General features: G+C 41.2%; 18 protein-coding genes. 2 read left to right on the forward strand and 16 right to left on the reverse strand.

The window, feature by feature from the left end:
- Positions 1 to 9 precede the first annotated feature (9 nt).
- The 16 genes from bfr to EGC86_RS08205 all read right to left on the reverse strand — a co-directional run bounded on the left by bfr (position 10) and on the right by EGC86_RS08205 (position 15,229).
- The gene (bfr, locus tag EGC86_RS08130; RefSeq protein ID WP_011636431.1) at positions 10 to 480 is read right to left on the reverse strand and encodes a bacterioferritin; all 471 of its coding nucleotides are present in this window, start codon (positions 478 to 480) and stop codon (positions 10 to 12) included.
- Between the two features lie 232 nt (positions 481 to 712).
- Positions 713 to 937: a (Na+)-NQR maturation NqrM gene (nqrM, locus tag EGC86_RS08135; RefSeq protein WP_011636430.1), complete on the reverse strand. Its 225-nt coding sequence runs from the start codon at positions 935 to 937 to the stop codon at positions 713 to 715.
- Between the two features lie 85 nt (positions 938 to 1,022).
- Positions 1,023 to 2,036, reverse strand: coding sequence for an FAD:protein FMN transferase (locus EGC86_RS08140; RefSeq protein WP_011636429.1), 1,014 nt, complete (start codon positions 2,034 to 2,036; stop codon positions 1,023 to 1,025).
- Positions 2,037 to 2,157: 121 nt separating this feature from the next.
- A complete protein-coding gene (gene nqrF, locus EGC86_RS08145) occupies positions 2,158 to 3,405 on the reverse strand; it encodes an NADH:ubiquinone reductase (Na(+)-transporting) subunit F (protein ID WP_011636428.1) in 1,248 nt (415 codons plus the stop codon).
- A 46-nt stretch (positions 3,406 to 3,451) separates the two neighbouring features.
- On the reverse strand, positions 3,452 to 4,060 hold the full coding sequence (gene nqrE / locus EGC86_RS08150; protein ID WP_011636427.1) for an NADH:ubiquinone reductase (Na(+)-transporting) subunit E: 609 nt from the start codon (positions 4,058 to 4,060) through the stop codon (positions 3,452 to 3,454).
- A gap of 5 nt (positions 4,061 to 4,065) precedes the next feature.
- The gene (locus EGC86_RS08155; protein ID WP_011636426.1) at positions 4,066 to 4,698 is read right to left on the reverse strand and encodes an NADH:ubiquinone reductase (Na(+)-transporting) subunit D; all 633 of its coding nucleotides are present in this window, start codon (positions 4,696 to 4,698) and stop codon (positions 4,066 to 4,068) included.
- The gene (locus tag EGC86_RS08160) at positions 4,698 to 5,483 is read right to left on the reverse strand and encodes a Na(+)-translocating NADH-quinone reductase subunit C (RefSeq protein WP_011636425.1); all 786 of its coding nucleotides are present in this window, start codon (positions 5,481 to 5,483) and stop codon (positions 4,698 to 4,700) included. The genes EGC86_RS08155 and EGC86_RS08160 overlap by 1 nt, the downstream gene beginning before the upstream one ends.
- Positions 5,476 to 6,675, reverse strand: a complete 1,200-nt coding sequence (locus tag EGC86_RS08165) for an NADH:ubiquinone reductase (Na(+)-transporting) subunit B (RefSeq protein WP_011636424.1) — start codon at positions 6,673 to 6,675, stop codon at positions 5,476 to 5,478. Before EGC86_RS08165 ends, EGC86_RS08160 begins: the two co-directional genes overlap by 8 nt.
- The gene (locus tag EGC86_RS08170; protein WP_123777188.1) at positions 6,675 to 8,009 is read right to left on the reverse strand and encodes a Na(+)-translocating NADH-quinone reductase subunit A; all 1,335 of its coding nucleotides are present in this window, start codon (positions 8,007 to 8,009) and stop codon (positions 6,675 to 6,677) included. Before EGC86_RS08170 ends, EGC86_RS08165 begins: the two co-directional genes overlap by 1 nt.
- Positions 8,010 to 8,466: 457 nt before the next feature.
- A complete protein-coding gene (locus tag EGC86_RS08175; RefSeq protein ID WP_123777189.1) occupies positions 8,467 to 10,542 on the reverse strand; it encodes a TonB-dependent receptor in 2,076 nt (691 codons plus the stop codon).
- A gap of 202 nt (positions 10,543 to 10,744) precedes the next feature.
- On the reverse strand, positions 10,745 to 11,254 hold the full coding sequence (gene luxS / locus EGC86_RS08180; protein WP_011636421.1) for an S-ribosylhomocysteine lyase: 510 nt from the start codon (positions 11,252 to 11,254) through the stop codon (positions 10,745 to 10,747).
- Between the two features lie 87 nt (positions 11,255 to 11,341).
- Positions 11,342 to 12,466: a TRAP transporter substrate-binding protein gene (locus EGC86_RS08185; RefSeq protein WP_011636420.1), complete on the reverse strand. Its 1,125-nt coding sequence runs from the start codon at positions 12,464 to 12,466 to the stop codon at positions 11,342 to 11,344.
- A 164-nt stretch (positions 12,467 to 12,630) separates the two neighbouring features.
- Positions 12,631 to 12,930, reverse strand: a complete 300-nt coding sequence (locus tag EGC86_RS08190) for a BolA family protein (RefSeq protein WP_011636419.1) — start codon at positions 12,928 to 12,930, stop codon at positions 12,631 to 12,633.
- A gap of 272 nt (positions 12,931 to 13,202) precedes the next feature.
- Positions 13,203 to 13,862, reverse strand: a complete 660-nt coding sequence (locus EGC86_RS08195) for an alpha-ketoglutarate-dependent dioxygenase AlkB family protein (RefSeq protein ID WP_123777190.1) — start codon at positions 13,860 to 13,862, stop codon at positions 13,203 to 13,205.
- 30 nt (positions 13,863 to 13,892) lie between these two features.
- Complete coding sequence (locus tag EGC86_RS08200; RefSeq protein ID WP_059746502.1) at positions 13,893 to 14,861, reverse strand: magnesium transporter CorA family protein; 969 nt, start codon at positions 14,859 to 14,861, stop codon at positions 13,893 to 13,895.
- A 41-nt stretch (positions 14,862 to 14,902) separates the two neighbouring features.
- The gene (locus tag EGC86_RS08205) at positions 14,903 to 15,229 is read right to left on the reverse strand and encodes a winged helix-turn-helix domain-containing protein (protein ID WP_011636416.1); all 327 of its coding nucleotides are present in this window, start codon (positions 15,227 to 15,229) and stop codon (positions 14,903 to 14,905) included.
- A 253-nt stretch (positions 15,230 to 15,482) separates the two neighbouring features.
- Between EGC86_RS08205 and EGC86_RS08210 the strand changes: the two genes are divergently transcribed.
- Positions 15,483 to 16,211 (forward strand): PH domain-containing protein, encoded by a 729-nt coding sequence (locus tag EGC86_RS08210; protein ID WP_245423118.1) that lies wholly within the window; start codon positions 15,483 to 15,485, stop codon positions 16,209 to 16,211.
- Positions 16,204 to 17,883, forward strand: a complete 1,680-nt coding sequence (locus EGC86_RS08215) for a PH domain-containing protein (RefSeq protein ID WP_123777191.1) — start codon at positions 16,204 to 16,206, stop codon at positions 17,881 to 17,883. The genes EGC86_RS08210 and EGC86_RS08215 overlap by 8 nt, the downstream gene beginning before the upstream one ends.
- Positions 17,884 to 17,887 lie beyond the last annotated feature (4 nt).

Genomic DNA, 17,887 nt, shown 5'->3' on the forward strand with positions numbered 1-17,887 from the left:
AATTTCCTATTAGTCGTTAATTTGTGATTGAAGATAATTTTGAATACCCGTTTGATTGATAAGCTCTTGCTGCGACTCAATCCAATCTAGATGCTCTTCTTCGTCTTCGAGTAAATCTTCAAATAAATCGCGGCTAACATAATCTTGCTGAGTTTCACATACCTTAATGGCTTCACGCAAAATGGCAATTTGTTCAGTAATCGCAGCTAGATCACAGCTAAGCATTTCTTCAGCATGCTCACCAATACGCAATTTATCTAACTGTTGTAGGTTAGGTAAACCTTCAAGAAACAATACACGTTCAATCAGCTTGTCAGCATGCTTCATGTCTTCAATCGATTTTTTATACTCTTTCTCATTAAGCTTTTCCAATCCCCAATGCTTAAACATACGAGCATGTAAAAAATATTGGTTAATGGCGGTCAGCTCACAGGTGAGTACTCGATTGAGTTGGCTGATGACTTTAGGATGACCTTTCATAGTAATGTCCCTCGATAAATAATGTGATCTCGATCAATTACAAATAGGATAAAACACTATAGGAGAAAAAGCAAATTTCCTTTACTTTCACACACTTACAATTGATAACCATTATCATTATAACTAAGCTTTGTAACTCGTTAACAATACACGAACATAAAAAAAGCCTTCTAAATGAAGGCTCTTTACAAAGCACTGGTCTATTAACCTTCGCTTTAGGCAATTAACGATGCTAAATAATTCGATTTTGATTGAGCAACTCATTGCGAGCTTGCTCTTTTTCCATACGGCGTTTACGTTTATCACATGGATCGTCACAGTCACATGCTTTCTCAATACCTAAAACACCTAAACCACCACAACTACCTTCTACCGCTTTCTTTTTTACGATATAGCCGATAGACATTAACAAAAAGAACAATAATAACACTACAAACGCTGCTATAAATGTGCTCATCACAAACTCCAATTACTCATTCAGATTAGGGTACTACTAGTTGAATTAATCAGTCGTTTCATCAACTAGTTAAAAAATAAAGAAGCTACTTAACATACGATTTAAACGCATCGCTGTAATAGACCTGATAACCCTGTTCTTGCTTCTCAATTAACATTATTGCTAAATTTTTCTCTTTAGCAAGTGCCAATGAAGCCTCAGTTCCTAACACCATCATCGCGGTGGCATATCCATCTGCGGTCATACAACTAGAGTGTAACACGGTTGCAGAGGCAAGTTGATGCTTAATAGGATAACCGTTACGAGGATCAATTAAATGTGAAAAACGTTCGCCATTCTCTTGATAAAAGTTACGGTAATCACCTGATGTTGCTAATGACATTGTCCCAGGCTCAATCACTTGCTGAACGGCTTGGCCTTCTGTAGTTGGTTGCTCTACAGCCACTCGCCATGGGGTATTGTCATCCTTAGTACCTTTAACATTAAGCTCACCACCTATTTCAACTAAGTATCCAGATACATGATATTTGTCTAATATCGCGGCAATCTTATCAACGCCAAAACCTTTTGCTATAGAAGATAAGTCAACATACAGGTCTGCATTATGCTTAGTTAATGTTAAGCCTTTTATCGACAACTCTTTGATGCCCATCTTAGCTTTAGCGTTATCGATTTGAGCTTGAGTCGGGATGGTTGTAGGTCGTTTATCGGGACCAAAGCCCCACAAATTAACCACTGGTCCTAATGTGATATCTAATGCCCCATCAGTCTCCTGATAAAGACGCATACCTTCTTCGATAACCTTAATGGTATCAGCGGATACTTTAACGCTTTGTTGAACTTGTAATTGATTGAACTTAGACAGTTCCGAGTCTGAACGGTAAGTCGACATTTGATCGTTTACGACTTCTAATGCCATGTCAATTTCAGCTTGTAGTAGCTGCGCTTCAGGTAAGCGGTCACTGTTGACCACTTTAATATGATAAGTGGTACCCATGGTACTACCAGATAATGAAATAATAGGCTCTGGTGAACTGCAGGCGCTCACCAATAACAACAACGCTGGCAATAGCAATAACTTGATTGAATTTACAGTCATGTCAAATTTACACTTGTATTAAATAAACAAAAAAATTGCAGCGTGCAAGACTAGTGTTTAACCACCCTGTCTGCACTGCTGCAATTTCATGACTTACATGTCAATGTGATGAGTTAACTCATTAACCACCGAAATCATCTAATAAGATATTTTCGTCTTCAACACCTAAATCTTTTAGCATACCAATAACGGCGGCGTTCATCATTGGAGGTCCACACATGTAGAACTCACAATCTTCTGGCGCATCATGGTCACGTAAGTAATTTTCATACAATACGTTATGAATGAAACCAGTATAACCAGTCCAGTTATCTTCAGCTTGTGGGTCCGATAACGCGACATGCCATTTGAAGTTTTCATTTTCAGCCGCTAAGCCGTCAAAATCTTCAACATAGAACATTTCACGTTGTGAACGCGCACCGTACCAGAAGCTCATCTTACGCTTAGATTTAAGACGCTTTAATTGGTCAAAAATGTGTGAGCGCATTGGGGCCATACCAGCACCACCACCAATGAATACCATTTCTGCATCGGTGTCTTTAGCAAAAAACTCACCAAATGGACCAGAAATAGTCACTTTATCACCGGCTTTTAAGCTCCAAATGTACGAAGACATTTTACCGCAAGGTAGGGTTAAATTACGTGGCGGTGGCGTAGCAATACGCACGTTCAACATAATAATCCCGAACTCTTCTGGGTAGTTAGCCATTGAGTAGGCACGAATGGTTTCTTCGTCTACTTTTGACTCTAACTTGAAGAAGCCGAAGTGTTCCCAGTCGCCACGGTATTTATCAGGCACTTCAAACTCAGCATATTTAACATGATGAGCAGGAGCTTCAATCTGAATATAACCACCGGCACGGAAAGGCACAGATTCGCCATCAGGAATTTGTAGCTTAAGTTCTTTAATGAACGTCGCTTTGTTATCGTTAGAGATAACTTCACATTCCCATTTCTTGATGCCGAAAATCTCTTCATCAAGTTCGATTTCCATGTCAGTTTTCACATTTACCTGACAAGATAAACGACAACCCTGACGTGCTTCACCTTTACTAATGTGGTCAAGTTCAGTAGGCAGAATATCACCACCACCAGACTTAATCTGTACACGACACTGACCACATGAGCCACCGCCACCACACGCACTTGATACGAAGATGCCGTTGTCTGCTAAAACGCCAAGTAACTTGCCGCCAGCACCTGTTTTAATTGCTTTATCTGCGTCGCCGTTAATACCAATAATGATATCACCGCTTGCCACCAATTTTGATTTAGCGAATAAAATCACTAATACCAAAACCAAGACAATCACAGTAAACATACTCACACCTAGATAGACATCTATTGGAGTAGATTCAAGAATACCCATTCACTTATCCTTAAAGGTTCAAATTAATGCGTCTTCTCAATGTCTCTTAAAGAGAAACACCTGAGAATGACATGAAACCTAGAGCCATAAGACCTGCTGAAACGAAGGTAATACCTAAGCCACGTAAGCCATTTGGCACGTCAGAATATTTCATCTTTTCGCGGATACCGGCTAGCAATACAATTGCTAACGCCCAACCAATGCCAGAGCCAATACCAAATACTACGCTCTCGCCTAAGTTGTAATCACGCTCAACCATGAAAGATACTGCACCGAAAATTGCACAGTTCACGGTAATCAAAGGTAAGAAAATACCTAACGCGTTGTACAAAGGCGGAAAATACTTGTCTAAAGCCATTTCCAAAATTTGTACAAGTGCTGCAATCACACCGATAAAGGTGATGAACTTCAAGAAGCTCAAATCAGCATCAGGGAAACCAGCCCAAGCTAATGCGCCTGGAGCCAATAAACCTTGATAAATAATTTGGTTAGCAGGAACCGAAATAGCCAGTACCACGATAACTGCAACACCAAGGCCCATCGCAGTAGTCACTTTCTTTGAAACCGCTAAGAAAGTACACATACCTAAGAAGAACGCGAGTGCCATGTTTTCAATGAAAACTGAACGAATTAATAAACTAATATAATGTTCCATTGCGTCTACCCTTTTGCTTCAACTTGCTCTGGCTTGTAAGTACGGATCAACCAGATCAAACCACCGATCAAGAAGAATGCACTCGGTGGCAGTAGTAATAAACCGTTAGGCTGATACCAACCACCGTCAGAGATTTTGCTGAGGATTTCTACGCCGAATAATGAACCATTACCAAATAGTTCACGCACCACGCCAACAGACAATAGAATAGCACCGTAACCTAAACCGTTACCGATACCGTCCATAAAGCTCATCATTGGAGGGGTTTTCATTGCGTAAGCTTCAGCACGACCCATTACAATACAGTTAGTAATAATCAAACCTACGAATACCGATAATTGCTTAGAAATGGCATAGGCATAAGCTTGTAATACTTGGTCAACCACAATTACTAAAGACGCAATAATGGTCATCTGTACAATAATACGCACACTGCTTGGAATGTGATTACGAATAAGAGAGATAAACAGGTTAGAAAACGCTGTTACCGCAGTTAATGCAATCGTCATTACTAATGCTGTTTCTAATTTACTGGTAACAGCAAGTGCACTACACACACCCAAAATTTGCAATGCAATTGGGTTGTTATTGATAATCGGTCCGGTCAGAACCTGTTTAAGTTCTTTAGCGTCAGCCATTAGCTTAACCCTCCGTTGCGTGCTTTAGCGATAAAGCTTGCAAAGCCTTCTTTACCTAACCAAAACTCCAATGAGTGTTGTACACCGTTACTGGTCAATGTTGCACCTGAAAGCGCATCAACACCATGAACAGAGCTAGCCACTGTAGGGTTTTTAGTTACACTAATAGCCAAGTCGCCTTGTGCATCAAATAACTGCTTACCTTTCCACAATGCTTTCCATTTTGGATTTTCAACTTCGCCACCTAAACCAGGAGTTTCACCTTGGTCGTAGTAAACAAGTCCTTGCACAGTGTTTAGATCAGCTTCTAGAGCCAAAAATGCGTACATCGTTGACCACAAACCATAACCGTGAACAGGCAAAATCACGCTAGTCAGTTTACCTTCGTCATTACGAACAAGGTAGACAACAGCTTTATCTGCAACACGTTTAATTGAGGCAACATCATTTTCAGGGATAGATGACGTTTCTGTATCACGAGATGCTTTACGTTGATCATAAAGGTTAGCATCACCCTCAACAAATTCACCGGTTTTAAGGTCAACTAAGCGAGCGTCTACATATTGCTCATACTTGCTTAGAATATCTTTCTTGGTGATTTTGCCTTCTTTAGGGTTGATAAGGCTCGCTGCTTCAAGAATATACTTTTGCTTATCCAACAACTTATTTTCTTGCTGAATAGGTTTTAACACCACGGCAGCTGTTGAAACAAGCACGGAGCAAATAAGACATAAGCCGACAACAACAAATAGCGTTCTACCGAACGAATCTTTATTACTAGCCACGAGCAATCCTCCGCTTAATATTTGCCTGTACTACAAAGTGGTCAAATAATGGAGCAAATAAGTTAGCAAACAAGATAGCTAACATCATACCTTCTGGGAATGCAGGGTTAACCACACGGATAAACACCACCATTGCACCAATGAGGAAACCGTATGCCCATTTAGCACTATTTGTGAACGACGCAGAAACAGGATCTGTCGCCATAAACATCATACCAAATGCAAAACCACCTAACACTAAGTGCCAATGCCACGGCATTGCAAACATCGGGTTGCTGTCGCTACCAATAAGATTAAGTAGAGTTGAAATTGCCACCATACCTAACATTACACCACCCACAATACGCCACGAGGCAATACGGGTGTAGATAATGACTAAACCACCGAGCAAAATAGCAAAGGTCGATACTTCACCAACAGAACCCGGAATAAAGCCCATGAAAGCATCAATCCAGTTAGCGTTTGAAGTGTAGTCAAAAGTACCTTGCGCAGCTTGACTCAATGCTGTTGCACCAGAGAAGCCGTCCGCAACAACCCATGAGGTATCACCAGACATGCTTAATGGGTAAGCAAAGAACAAGAAAGCACGGCCAGCTAATGCAGGGTTTAAGAAGTTACGCCCTGTGCCACCGAAGATTTCTTTTGCTACAACCACACCAAAGGTAATACCTAAAGCGACCATCCATAAAGGAATTGTTGGCGGTAGAGTTAATGCAAATAGCACTGAAGTAACGAAAAAACCTTCGTTAATTTCATGGCCACGCACTGACGCAAAGAGCACTTCCCAAAAACCACCGACAATGAATGTCACTGCATAGATAGGTAGGAAGAAGCACGCACCATAGAACATCAAGGACGTAATGCCAGAGTCTGCGGTGAGTTGAGCGCCAAATAATTCAAATAAGCCTACTTGCCAAATATCAGGTGTACCGAAGCCGGCCACCATCGCTATTTGAGCTTGTAAACCTACGTTGTACATCCCGACAAACATTGCCGGAAATGTACATGCCCAAACCGTAATCATCATACGTTTTAGGTCAAGGTTATCGCGAACGTGGGTTGCCCCTTTGTTCACTTTACCTGGAGTGTAAAATACTGTCGCAGCCGCTTCGTAAAGGGCATACCACTTTTCGTACTTACCGCCTTTTTCAAATTGCGGCTCAATACGTTCGATAAAATCTTTCAAGCTCATTAGCCTTCCCTCTCGATCGTATCTAAACAGTCACGCAAATATGAACCGTAGTCATACTTACCTGGACATACGAACGTACACAATGCCAAATCTTCTTCATCTAACTCTAGTGCGCCTAAACGAACTGCGCCATCAAAGTCGCCAGAGAGTAAATCACGAAGTAGCATAGTAGGTAGAATGTCTAAAGGCATCACGCGTTCATAGTTACCAATAGGTACCATTGCACGGTCGGAACCGCCGGTGCTAGTGGTCATATTAAATAGACGTGACGGGCTTAAGTGACCTAAGAACGAACGAGTGATAGAGAACTTATCTACGCCAGGCATAGCCCAACCAAACAATTCTTTCTCGTCACCTTCTTCTAGTACACTCACCTGCTGATGATAACGCCCCAAATAAGCTTGAGGGCCTACCGCAGTACGGCCGCTTAACACTGAACCTGAAATCACACGAACACCATCACCGACCGTTTCATCAGCAGTCAGTTCAGCCATGCTAGCACCTAAAACGGTACGAACAAGGCGAGGTTTTTTCGCTTTAGGACCGCCAATCGCAACCACACGCTCAGTGTTTAATACACCTTGGGTGAATAGTTGACCAAAAGCAATCACATCCTGATAGCCAATATGCCAAACAGTACGTGTTGCTGAAGCTGGAAGAACGTGATGAATATGCGTACCCGCAAGACCTGCTGGGTGTTTACCCGCAAACTCTTGAACTTGGGCATTAGCTGCAGGGATATCGGCACCTTGAGCTTTACATAGGTAAACTTTACCTTCAGTTAATCGTGCTAGGACTTTTAGGCCATTAGCAAAATCTTCTTTATGTTGAGCGATGACTACCACAGGATCGGCAGCAAGAGGTTGAGTATCAATTGCAGTAATGAAAATACCCGCAGCAGTAGCATCTACAGCTGGCACTTTACTGAATGGGCGTGTACGCAAAGCAGTCCACAAACCTGAATCAATCAGATTATCACGAACAACTTGTGCGTCTAACGTGTCTAACTTATCAGCATCGTATTGAGCAAAAGCAACGCTATCGTCACCTTCCACAGCAATAACAACTGACTGAAGTACACGTCTTGCACCTCGGTTGATTTCTAAAATAGTACCACTGGCTAAAGCCGTATATTTAACGCCTAAATTCTTTTTATCTTCAAAAAGAACTTGGCCTTTTTGTACTTTGTCGCCCACTTTGATTTTCATCGTTGGACGTAAGCCAATATACTCTTCACCCAAAGTCGCTACGTGTCTAATGGCTGGGCCATTATGGATAACTTGCTCTGGTCCGCCTGCTATAGGCAGTTCCAATCCTTTCTTAATTGTAATCATATCCACAAGCACTACGTTTGAAGGAAAGACAATGCGCCACGTTCCGCTACAAAAACAAAGTGTTAACAAACACTTGCCATTTGAGCTAGCGCAGATTTAACTCGAAAATGCGATCATAATCACGCTGGTCGCGCGCATTTTACCGCAAATATGAGACTATCGCCACGAAAATTATAGGTGTTTTCAAACCAATACCTAACACAATCGGTGGCTTTTAGATCAGACTAATTAAATTAGAACCTAAGAGTGAATGTTATCTACTCCATTCTGATTTAAAAAACTATAGCATTAATTTTTAAAGAAATAATTTTAGTTGTTTGTTTACAAGAACAGTTACGCCTCAAATAACACTGCCCAAGTGAGTCATCACTTGGGCAGTGTTGGTATTTGGAAATAAAAGGCACAGCAAGCAGCGTTTAAATATTATTCAACATTGCTTATGCCTAGAAAAGACCACCTAGAAATGGCCTTGATAACCAAAGTATGTGGTCATTTCAGACTGTCCTTGGAATCCCATTGCAGTGCGATTTGCCACTAACTCTTCGTCTAACAAATTCTCAACACGAACATACAACTCGTGCTGCTCGGTCAAACGGTAAGTAGCGGCGATATCAACCTTCCATTGACTATCGATAGCGCGCTCATTGGTAAACCCACCTTGATAACCTAACTCCGATTGATACAAAGCTTGCGCCATAATGGACATATTGCCGTAAACAACCCCAGAACTTAACGTCAATTGTTGTTCTGGTACCCAAGGTAATTGGCTATCAGCGGCAAAACATGCCATCAATTCATTGCAATTAGCATTGTCTGTTTCAGCTTGGGTATATTGGTATTTGGCTTTGAAGGGAATTGAAAAGTGATCAAATGTTAGTCCATACGCTATGCTCAAATCTGCGCCGACAACAGAAACATCCTTAATATTCTCTTGTAATGATATTTGTTCATAATCACATATCATGCCCTGCATACAGCTCACATGTTGGCTATCGTAATCATGCATATAAGCCGTCATGGCAATCGATAAAGCATCTTGTTGGTAGCTTAATGCTAATTGATATTGCAACGCTTCTTGCGCTGTTTGTTCAATATTACCGGCTGAAGCGGCTGTCCAAGCTTGTTTAGCTTGTAACGCGGCTAACCACGGCCCACTCTGGTAAGCCACTTCAATAGAAGGCGACCAGCCATCATCAGAAAAGTCTGCAGCATTAAGGCTCGTATTTACATCACCAAGCTCACGAGAAACACTGACATGCTCATAACCTAAACCGAGGTTGATAGACCACTGACCATAATTTAATTTAGTATCTACCGCTGATGAAAATGCCGAGGCATCGTCAGTATACGTCAGTGCATATTCATCATCAGTTGTCGGCGTCAATGATAAATCATTGTTCCACGACCACTCACGTTGACCTAAACGCATTTCAGCTTTATCTGTATGGTAGCGCGCACTATAAGTCACCTGATGCTGACCATACATGCTGACACCTTTTGTTTGCATACCAAACCCAGAGAAATCGTTATTTTGTGTTAACGCTCCTAAGTTCATCCCATCGGTGGTGGGTGTTGTTTCAAACATAGCAATACGAGACAGCAACGCATTATTAATTTGCTCACCATCAACAAACTGCATCTCTTGAGATTGTTGTGAATAGGTTTGATAATAAAAGTCGGTAGCCATCGTTGAAGTAGATGACATGATTAGCTGATGTGCTAACACGTAACGTTGACGTTCGCCTTCAGTATTGTCGGTGCTAGCTGCTGAATATAATTGAGTCGGATTTACTGAAAAATCAACACTGGTTAACCCCAACGCTCCGCGATCAGCTTCTTGTGATGAGTACTGATAACTAAATTCTGTCGTTTGTTGGTTACGTGCTCCGGGTAAACTATCGGCAGCAATTTTGAACAGAATATCTTTCTGTGTACTATCTGCATCTCGGGCGACGCGATAACCCACATCGTCAGATGCAGATTGATAATCTACTGCCAGTAACATGCCATTTTGCTTCGAAGTACCACTCAGCACAGCCCCACCATTGATGGCATTATTGTCACTGCCTTCAACGTTGACATCGGTTGCATATTTTTGCGGACTAATTTGTACCGACTGATAGTCAAGCTTACCAAAAGCCGCTTGTGAACTTTCAGTCACACTGGTCATGCTCGAAAAAGACACTTTTTGCTGGTGCATTAAATTGGGTTGCAACACTAAATGTTGTCCAGAATAAGGCGCAGGAGAAAAGAAAATACCATCCTGTAAAATGGCTACACCGTCAGTGGCGCCAGCATGTGTGATAGTAATATCTTGATTTGGTCCGGTAGGTAACACTGTCGCGCCGGTCAATCCTAATGCTATATCACTTTGGCGATAATGAAATTGGCTTATCGATGACTGTTGCAAATCGAGTTGATTATTAAGGTTATCAATAGACTCGGTCACCGTTTCTGCAACGGCATTGGTAGAATGGCAAACATAAAGCACTGCGGCTGCTATCACTGACAGGCTAAATGGGTGGTTAGACATATTAATCTCCGTATATGTGTCTGTTCACGCAAAAAATCGCTTAAAATGACGAATCAGTTAGTAAAATTCGTCCATTACAATAACGGTTTCAGTTACATAAAAATAGCGTACCTTTAACGTTTACTCGACATATTAATATTTGCTTCGCAAAAAAAAGCGGCTAAAGCCGCTTTTTCATTGAGATATCAATTAATCGATTCGATTAAAGGTTACCTAAAATTTCGTCACTCAGTTTCAAGTCATCATTTTGGTTGACGCTCACGCCTGCAGCAATGATCATCCGAGCAATATCTTGCGCTTGTTCTAATGAATGCATTTCATAAGTACCACATTGATATTCATTTAACTCAGGAATATCTTTTTGATCAATTACATTGGTTACGTCAACCATTGCCGCTAACCATGAATCTGCAACTTTACTTTCTGTCGGTTGACCAATCAAACTCATGTAAAAACCGGTTCGGCATCCCATCGGCGAAATATCAATAATCTCTATACCATCACCGTTTAAATGTTCACGCATAAAACCTGCAAACAAATGTTCAAGTGTATGGATGCCACGTTCGCTGAGGATATCTTTATTGGGTGCACAAAAACGTAAATCGAATACAGTAATGGCATCGCCACTAGGTGTGCTCATGTGCTTGGCAACGCGAACCGCTGGAGCATTCATACGTGTATGATCTACGGTAAAACTGTCTAATAAAGGCATTGCTTTCTCCAAAGTAAATAATAATTTGACAATATAAAGCCTAATAACACGATAATATCACTATTTAAGCATGGTCACAGTGAGAGTTTACGGTTGATTTTTGTCGTCTAACTCAAAGCGACTCAAGGCATCTTCTGTGTAACTAAAATAGCGCTTTACAGACTTCTCGTTAGCCATGTAAGACTCAAGTACTTTATTGAATAACGGGTCTTTAGCCGCTTCGCTGTTAAGCACATCATCTCTTGCATATTTTAATGCGCGGATCACTGTGTTGGGAAAAAGTTTAACTTGCACATTATGCTCGTTAAGCAATACATCCATCGCGGCAATATGACCTTGAGTATAATCATCTAACATATCCTGATTGATGGCTCTTGCAGCGACTTTAACAATCATTTTCAAATCATTGGGCAGAGTCGAAAAGGCCTGTTGGTTAATCAAAAACTCCATCGTTGAACCCGGTTCGTGCCAGCCAGGATAATAGTAGTATTTAGCCACCTGATGCAGCCCTAACGATAAATCATTATAAGGCCCAACCCATTCAGCAGCGTCAATTGCGCCAGTTTGCAGTGCGCCGTATAATTCTCTGCCAGCAAGTGCATCAACGGGAACGCCACCGAGCTTCTTGAGCACTTCACCGCCTAAGCCCGGTAAGCGCATTTTGAGCCCTTTAAAGTCTTCTGGGGATGCTATGATTTTATTAAACCAGCCACCCATTTGCATGCCGGTATTTCCCCCTGCAAGCGGTAATACACCAAAAGGTTGATAAACTTCCTCCCATAATTCCATGCCACCGCCGTAGTGAAGCCATGCATTCATCTGTTGTGCATTTAAACCAAATGGTATTGATGAGAAAAACTGGGCGGCAGGCGCTTTACCTTTCCAATAATATGATGCGCTATGGGCCATTTCTATCGTGCCATTACTTACGCCGTCAAACACCGACAATGCAGGCATTAATTCGCCAGCACCATAAACAGTAATCACTAAACGACCGTTAGACATTTGCTCGACTAATTGGGCAAATCGTTCCGGAGCCATACCCAAACCGGGCAAGTTTTTTGGCCATGACGTGGCTAAACGCCATTCAATAACTTGGTGAGAAATAAAATCTTTTTGCGGAACAGAACTTAGCTTTGAAGGCGTTTCTTGTTGACAGCCTAACAATAACGTTAAGCCTAGTATCCAGCAGGTTTGTATCACCTTGCTCATGTAAATATCCTATGTCAATCGCACGCTTCTTTTCATAACTGTAACATAATCATAACTAGTGACAAACATCACCTCACTACGAATACAAAATAAAAAGCCTCGCATGTTCTGCGAGGCTTTTTGTATAATTCAGTCAGCACGTTAATAACAATTAACGATTACCATTACCCCTTACAATTAGGGGTCCGAGGTACTTCATCCAAAGCTTGCCATTCTGGTTGGCTATAAGCATTTATGGATAGCGCATGTACGCCATTGGCTAATTCATCTGCTAGTGCTTGGTTTACCAAACGGTGACGGGCAAGTAAACGCTGCTCGCTAAATTGATCACTAACTACAACCACTTTAAAATGGGTTTCTGAGTTAGGCGGCACATGATGACGATTACTCTCATTAATCACTTCAAGATGCAAAGGCGCAAAGGCGTGATTCAATTTATCGGTAATGATTTGTTCGACAGACATAGTGATACTCTTATTAATCCATATCGATGAAATCAAAGAGTACTGGTTTGCCCAATAAAGGTCAAACAAGCGGGCTAAAACTTAAAGTTTGTGCACACATTTTCTCAAGTTGATATCTAAGCATATTAACATCATTGACCTATTTAAGATCCCCCTAGGTCCAGATGTTGTCGCTCCTCACGTGCTGGCCACACTCGAATAATCAGCCTATGTGTTCGTCAGTTTGTTGCTGTTAAGCCTGAATATTTTGTACAATAAAAATTCACCATTAATTAACGGTAGTAATTAGCAATAATGTGCCGAAAAGTGAAGTTAATACGCGCTTCAGTCACCTTAAGACGCTTAGGTAAAGCATGTTGCCAGTGTTGCTGCATACCAGGATGCATAATGAGTAAGTCACCTGATGCCAAAGGGAAAGTAACTTTGGTTTGCGTCGGTTTATGGCGCACAACAAAATCTCTACAGGCGCCTAACGTGACAGAAGCAATTGCCGAACCGGTGATAATTTCAGGTTCATCATCACTGTGCCAGCCCATACAGTCACGGCCATCGGCATAGCGATTAACTAACACTGAGTTACTGTCTATTTGATGCTCACTAAGCAGTTTTGCCCGTAATCGGCTTAACACTTTTGGCCAAGCCAGCGCGGTGATGTGTAATTTTGAATAGTGATAATCACAACCCTGGTCGCCAAACCAAGCTTGGGTGCGAGGAATAAAATGCTGCTTGCCATAGACTTCAATCGCCACGCGATCTAATGGGTATTGCTCTACTTCCATCATTAATAACTGTTGCTGCTTGGGGGACAAAAAACCTTTAATCCAAGTAACCGGCGGACTGATTTGGTTAGTCGTCGTTGGCACAACGACGGTATCTTGAGTTAAGCCATTTTGTAGCTCACCAAAATCTAATCCATGTTGAAATCCTGCCACTCAATCACCCTCTTATCTCGCTTGCCTTAATTAATACCAACGCTTGATTCTCGCAATCCATAAACCTGAAACCACAATGACTGCCATTAGGATTAATACCGAAAAATAACCAAAATGCCATTTTAATTCAGGCATATTGTCAAAGTTCATTCCGTAAATGCCGGCGACTAATGTTAACGGTAAAAAAATCGCAGTGACCATTGTTAACGTCATCATCACCCGGTTAGTTTTATGGGCACTCACCGAAATATAACCATTGATTAAACTGTCCACTAAACCTTGATAAAGACTGGCACGACTGGATAGGCGTTCAAACTGATTATATAAATAGCTCAATTGTTCATAGTCCATCTTAATATGCAGATGGGTGTCATCGCCAAGTAATTGTTGCAAGATTTCTTCGTGGTAACTAAACGAACGTTTGGCTTTTTGTAACTTACTGCTATAAGCGATTAGCTCTGCTAATAAATCATCAGTAGACACATCAAAAATTTCATCTTCTATTTCCCCTAAACGCTCTTCTAATGCCAACATCACCGCCAGATAATCAATCACAATTTGGCGCATCAATTCAAAACTGACTCGGCTCATTTCTGTACTTTCGAGGCAACCTTGTGCACTAATTCGTTGGATCACTTTGTTAACACTGATAGAAGGTTTCAGGTGTTGGGTAACCAAGAAGCGGTCATTGACATGCAGCAATAACTGGCTGCGTTCGAGCAGAAGATACTCATCTCTAGCCATAAGCTCGTGGGTTAACAAATATGAATGTGAATCATATTCTTCAAACTGGGGTGGGTGACGTTCTCGCTGTGCTTCTTCAAAATCGAGATGATCAATGCCAAACAAAGGGTATTGCTTGAAAAACGCTTGGCTATGCTGGCCTGAAATATCGACCCATATTAGCTGCAGTTGTGGATCATACTGGCTCATGAGAGTCTCATCACCTTGTGATAACAGCTGACCTTGCGCATTAAATAATAGTATTTGTATCGTCATGAATAACCCTTTCAGCAACCCATTATTACAATATAGACGACCTAAAGGATCATTTCTGACTCGCCAGCCGTTTCAATGTGTTGTTTAATCTGCTCAAAATGACTATTAACCCAGGCGCTACTGATTGGGCCCCAAGTTGAAATGCGATAATAACCTTCATTATGTCGCTGGCCTTGTTGCACAAAATCCACTTCAATACCAATATCAGCAAATGCCGCTATCGCATCTTGCAATGTCCTTCTTGGCATAAGAGTCAATTTATGTAAGCTTAATAAGTTGTGTTGCTCTTCATCCAGCAGGTGCGCTAAATACAATTTTCGTAGAAATGCTTTTTGCGATTTATTGATCACGTAATTATTCGAAAACATCCTTCACACACCCTATTACCTCTACATCACTCAGTAGAAATTACTGCATCTGTAGTCAATCACGCAAGCACTATTGCCAGAGCCAGCCCAATGCGGCTGAAATAATCGCGGCATTGTGACTGAATTAATCATGGATATAAGGATAATTGATTGATTTATCAATAACCCACTATGATTAACACTACCTATGTAGAGACAATCTGGTTATAGTTTTTAACAATAGCTAGCTATCAAATATGGAAAATCAATAGACATGGATACACCGCCGCAACCAAAGAGTCCTATAGCACAACCGCCATTAAATGATCTGTTAGCGGTAAGTGATACCTCAGCAATGTCCTCAGCAGGAAGCACAATAGCGCACGATTATGACCACGGTCCGCTTTTATCCCAAGATGAGTACATTCAACTTACCGAGTTGCCACTGAGCAATATTGATCCTAATTACCCTAAACTATTATTGATCATTAGCAGTGTCGTGGCGGTGATAATCATAACGGTTTTAAGCGCATTTCTATTAATAACTAAACCACTGCCATTGATAATCGCATCAGTAGGCTTGGTTTCAGCCATGATATTGGCCGTTGTGGTGATAAAGCTTATCCACCTTAAAGCACACAAAATTACTTACGGATTGTTTAAACATGAAATGGTGTTTCGTGAAGGTTTATTTTGGGTATCAACAACGGCACTACCTTATACTCGGCTGCAACATGTTAATTTGTCTCAAGGGCCGCTCGAGCGAAAATACAATTTAGTCACTTTAAAATGTTTCAGTGCCGGTAGCGGTTTAGCTGAGATAGATCTGCCAGGTCTTAATGCCGATTTAGCTGAACATTTACGTCAACATTTATTGAGCCAAGCAGCAGCAAGTCATCAATTACTCATAACCGAAGCTGAAATTATTGATCCAACGTCATCTGACGCTGAAACGGATCCGTTATCCATTCAACCTCCTCAACAGGATAATCACAATGGATAAGTCATCAACATCATCAGATGATGCCCAGCCTGTTGATATTGATGAAATGGAAACTAATCGGTCATTCGCCGTAAATGTTGCCGACGCGGTCAAAACCGTTGATGGGGAGACAGAAAAAAATAGCGTTGATACAAAGCTCAACGACAATCCGACAAATGATTTTCAACAATGGCAAGCATTGTCAGCTTGGTCCATTGTCAGTAATATTTTCAGTACGTTGAAAAATATCCTCAGTAACGGTTTCGCTATCGTGCCAATCGTGTATACAGGGTGGCAACAAGGTTTTGATATGCAGTGGGGCATATTGGCCTCGAGTGTATTATTAATACTGGTGACAATTTTTGCGATAATAGAATGGCGTAAATTTCGTTTTCGTCTTCATAACCATCAACTTGAAGTCAAACGCGGTTTAATATTTACCAAAAAGGATGAAATACCGCTAAGCCGAATACAAAACATTCGTTATGAACAGCCGTTTTACTTTAAGCCGTTGTCTCTCGGCACTTTGGTGATTGAAACCGCTGGTTCTAAAAAAGATGAAGCTCATTTAGCCGCCTTAGATACATTACAGGCGCAAACGTTAAAACGTTTACTGTTAAATTTAAGCCATACAAAAGTAACCTCGACAGATGAACTTCCAAACGTAAACAGCCAACAAAACATCGATAACACCCAACCTATTGTGCGTAAAAGTTTAGCTGATTTAGTCTTATTTGGTTTTTATCAAAACAATTTTATTTGGTTTGCTGTTATCGCTGGCCCTATAGCAGGCCAAATAGATTGGGATAAAATATTCGACTCACCGCTCGCGCAGCAGTTTTGGTTATGGGTGCAGCAGCAAACCCATCAAAACATTGGTTTGCAAACCATCATGGTCATCGTGGGGTTATTTGCGATTTACAGCTTGTTTTCGTTAATTTCAATTGTGGCAGCTATTTTAAAATATCATCCATATCAGCTCGATAAACATGATGAAACCATACAGCGAAGTGGCGGTGTCATTTCACATCAACAAGATGCACTGGCCATAAAACGAATTCAATTAGTCCAGGTTCAACAACCCGCTATTGCACGTTTATTTAACCGCTGGACCTTATATTTTAAACAAGTCAAAGGCCATGAGGTTGAACAAAAAACCAAACAGCACATGCTCGTTCCTAGTGTAAAGTCCACTGAAATTGAATCACTCCTAGCTAGTATTCCCCAACTCAGTGGCGGCGCAAGTGCATTACCCAATAGTTATAAGCCTATCCATATAAATTGGCTGACAAAGCGAATCGTTTTACCGATCTTTCCAGCTATCGTACTCACTATTGTGGGTTACTATGGTCATCATAGCCTTGAGTTTTTTGAGTTCACTTGGTTTGCTGCAACCATGATCATGTTAGCGATTTACATTCGTTATAAACAATGGGGATATGTAGTGGCAGATAAGGTTATTTGGCAGCATAGCGGCTTTTTCGGTCAACAATGGAAACGGGTCGCATTTGAAAAAGTTCAACACGTTAAAATTACCCAAACTAAAAGCCAAAAGCATGCTCAGCTAGCCTATGTTGAAATCGGTTTGGCCAGTGGCAACGTGGTATTTCCGTATATTCCCACATCGGTTGCACAACAGATTGTGGCTCAGTCTCTCAATGCCACAGTCAATAATAACCAAAATTGGATTTAATATA

The organism is Shewanella frigidimarina, from assembly GCF_003797125.1.
GTDB lineage: Bacteria > Pseudomonadota > Gammaproteobacteria > Enterobacterales > Shewanellaceae > Shewanella > Shewanella frigidimarina.

Coding starts and splice junctions, on each gene's coding strand:
- bfr (WP_011636431.1), bottom strand. CDS start 480: ATGAAAGGTCATCCTAAAGTCATCAGCCAACTCAATCGAGTACTCACC.
- nqrM (WP_011636430.1), bottom strand. CDS start 937: ATGAGCACATTTATAGCAGCGTTTGTAGTGTTATTATTGTTCTTTTTG.
- EGC86_RS08140 (WP_011636429.1), bottom strand. CDS start 2,036: ATGACTGTAAATTCAATCAAGTTATTGCTATTGCCAGCGTTGTTGTTA.
- nqrF (WP_011636428.1), bottom strand. CDS start 3,405: ATGGGTATTCTTGAATCTACTCCAATAGATGTCTATCTAGGTGTGAGT.
- nqrE (WP_011636427.1), bottom strand. CDS start 4,060: ATGGAACATTATATTAGTTTATTAATTCGTTCAGTTTTCATTGAAAAC.
- EGC86_RS08155 (WP_011636426.1), bottom strand. CDS start 4,698: ATGGCTGACGCTAAAGAACTTAAACAGGTTCTGACCGGACCGATTATC.
- EGC86_RS08165 (WP_011636424.1), bottom strand. CDS start 6,675: ATGAGCTTGAAAGATTTTATCGAACGTATTGAGCCGCAATTTGAAAAA.
- EGC86_RS08170 (WP_123777188.1), bottom strand. CDS start 8,009: ATGATTACAATTAAGAAAGGATTGGAACTGCCTATAGCAGGCGGACCA.
- EGC86_RS08175 (WP_123777189.1), bottom strand. CDS start 10,542: ATGTCTAACCACCCATTTAGCCTGTCAGTGATAGCAGCCGCAGTGCTT.
- luxS (WP_011636421.1), bottom strand. CDS start 11,254: ATGCCTTTATTAGACAGTTTTACCGTAGATCATACACGTATGAATGCT.
- EGC86_RS08185 (WP_011636420.1), bottom strand. CDS start 12,466: ATGAGCAAGGTGATACAAACCTGCTGGATACTAGGCTTAACGTTATTG.
- EGC86_RS08190 (WP_011636419.1), bottom strand. CDS start 12,930: ATGTCTGTCGAACAAATCATTACCGATAAATTGAATCACGCCTTTGCG.
- EGC86_RS08200 (WP_059746502.1), bottom strand. CDS start 14,861: ATGACGATACAAATACTATTATTTAATGCGCAAGGTCAGCTGTTATCA.
- EGC86_RS08205 (WP_011636416.1), bottom strand. CDS start 15,229: ATGTTTTCGAATAATTACGTGATCAATAAATCGCAAAAAGCATTTCTA.
- EGC86_RS08210 (WP_245423118.1), top strand. CDS start 15,483: ATGGATACACCGCCGCAACCAAAGAGTCCTATAGCACAACCGCCATTA.
- EGC86_RS08215 (WP_123777191.1), top strand. CDS start 16,204: ATGGATAAGTCATCAACATCATCAGATGATGCCCAGCCTGTTGATATT.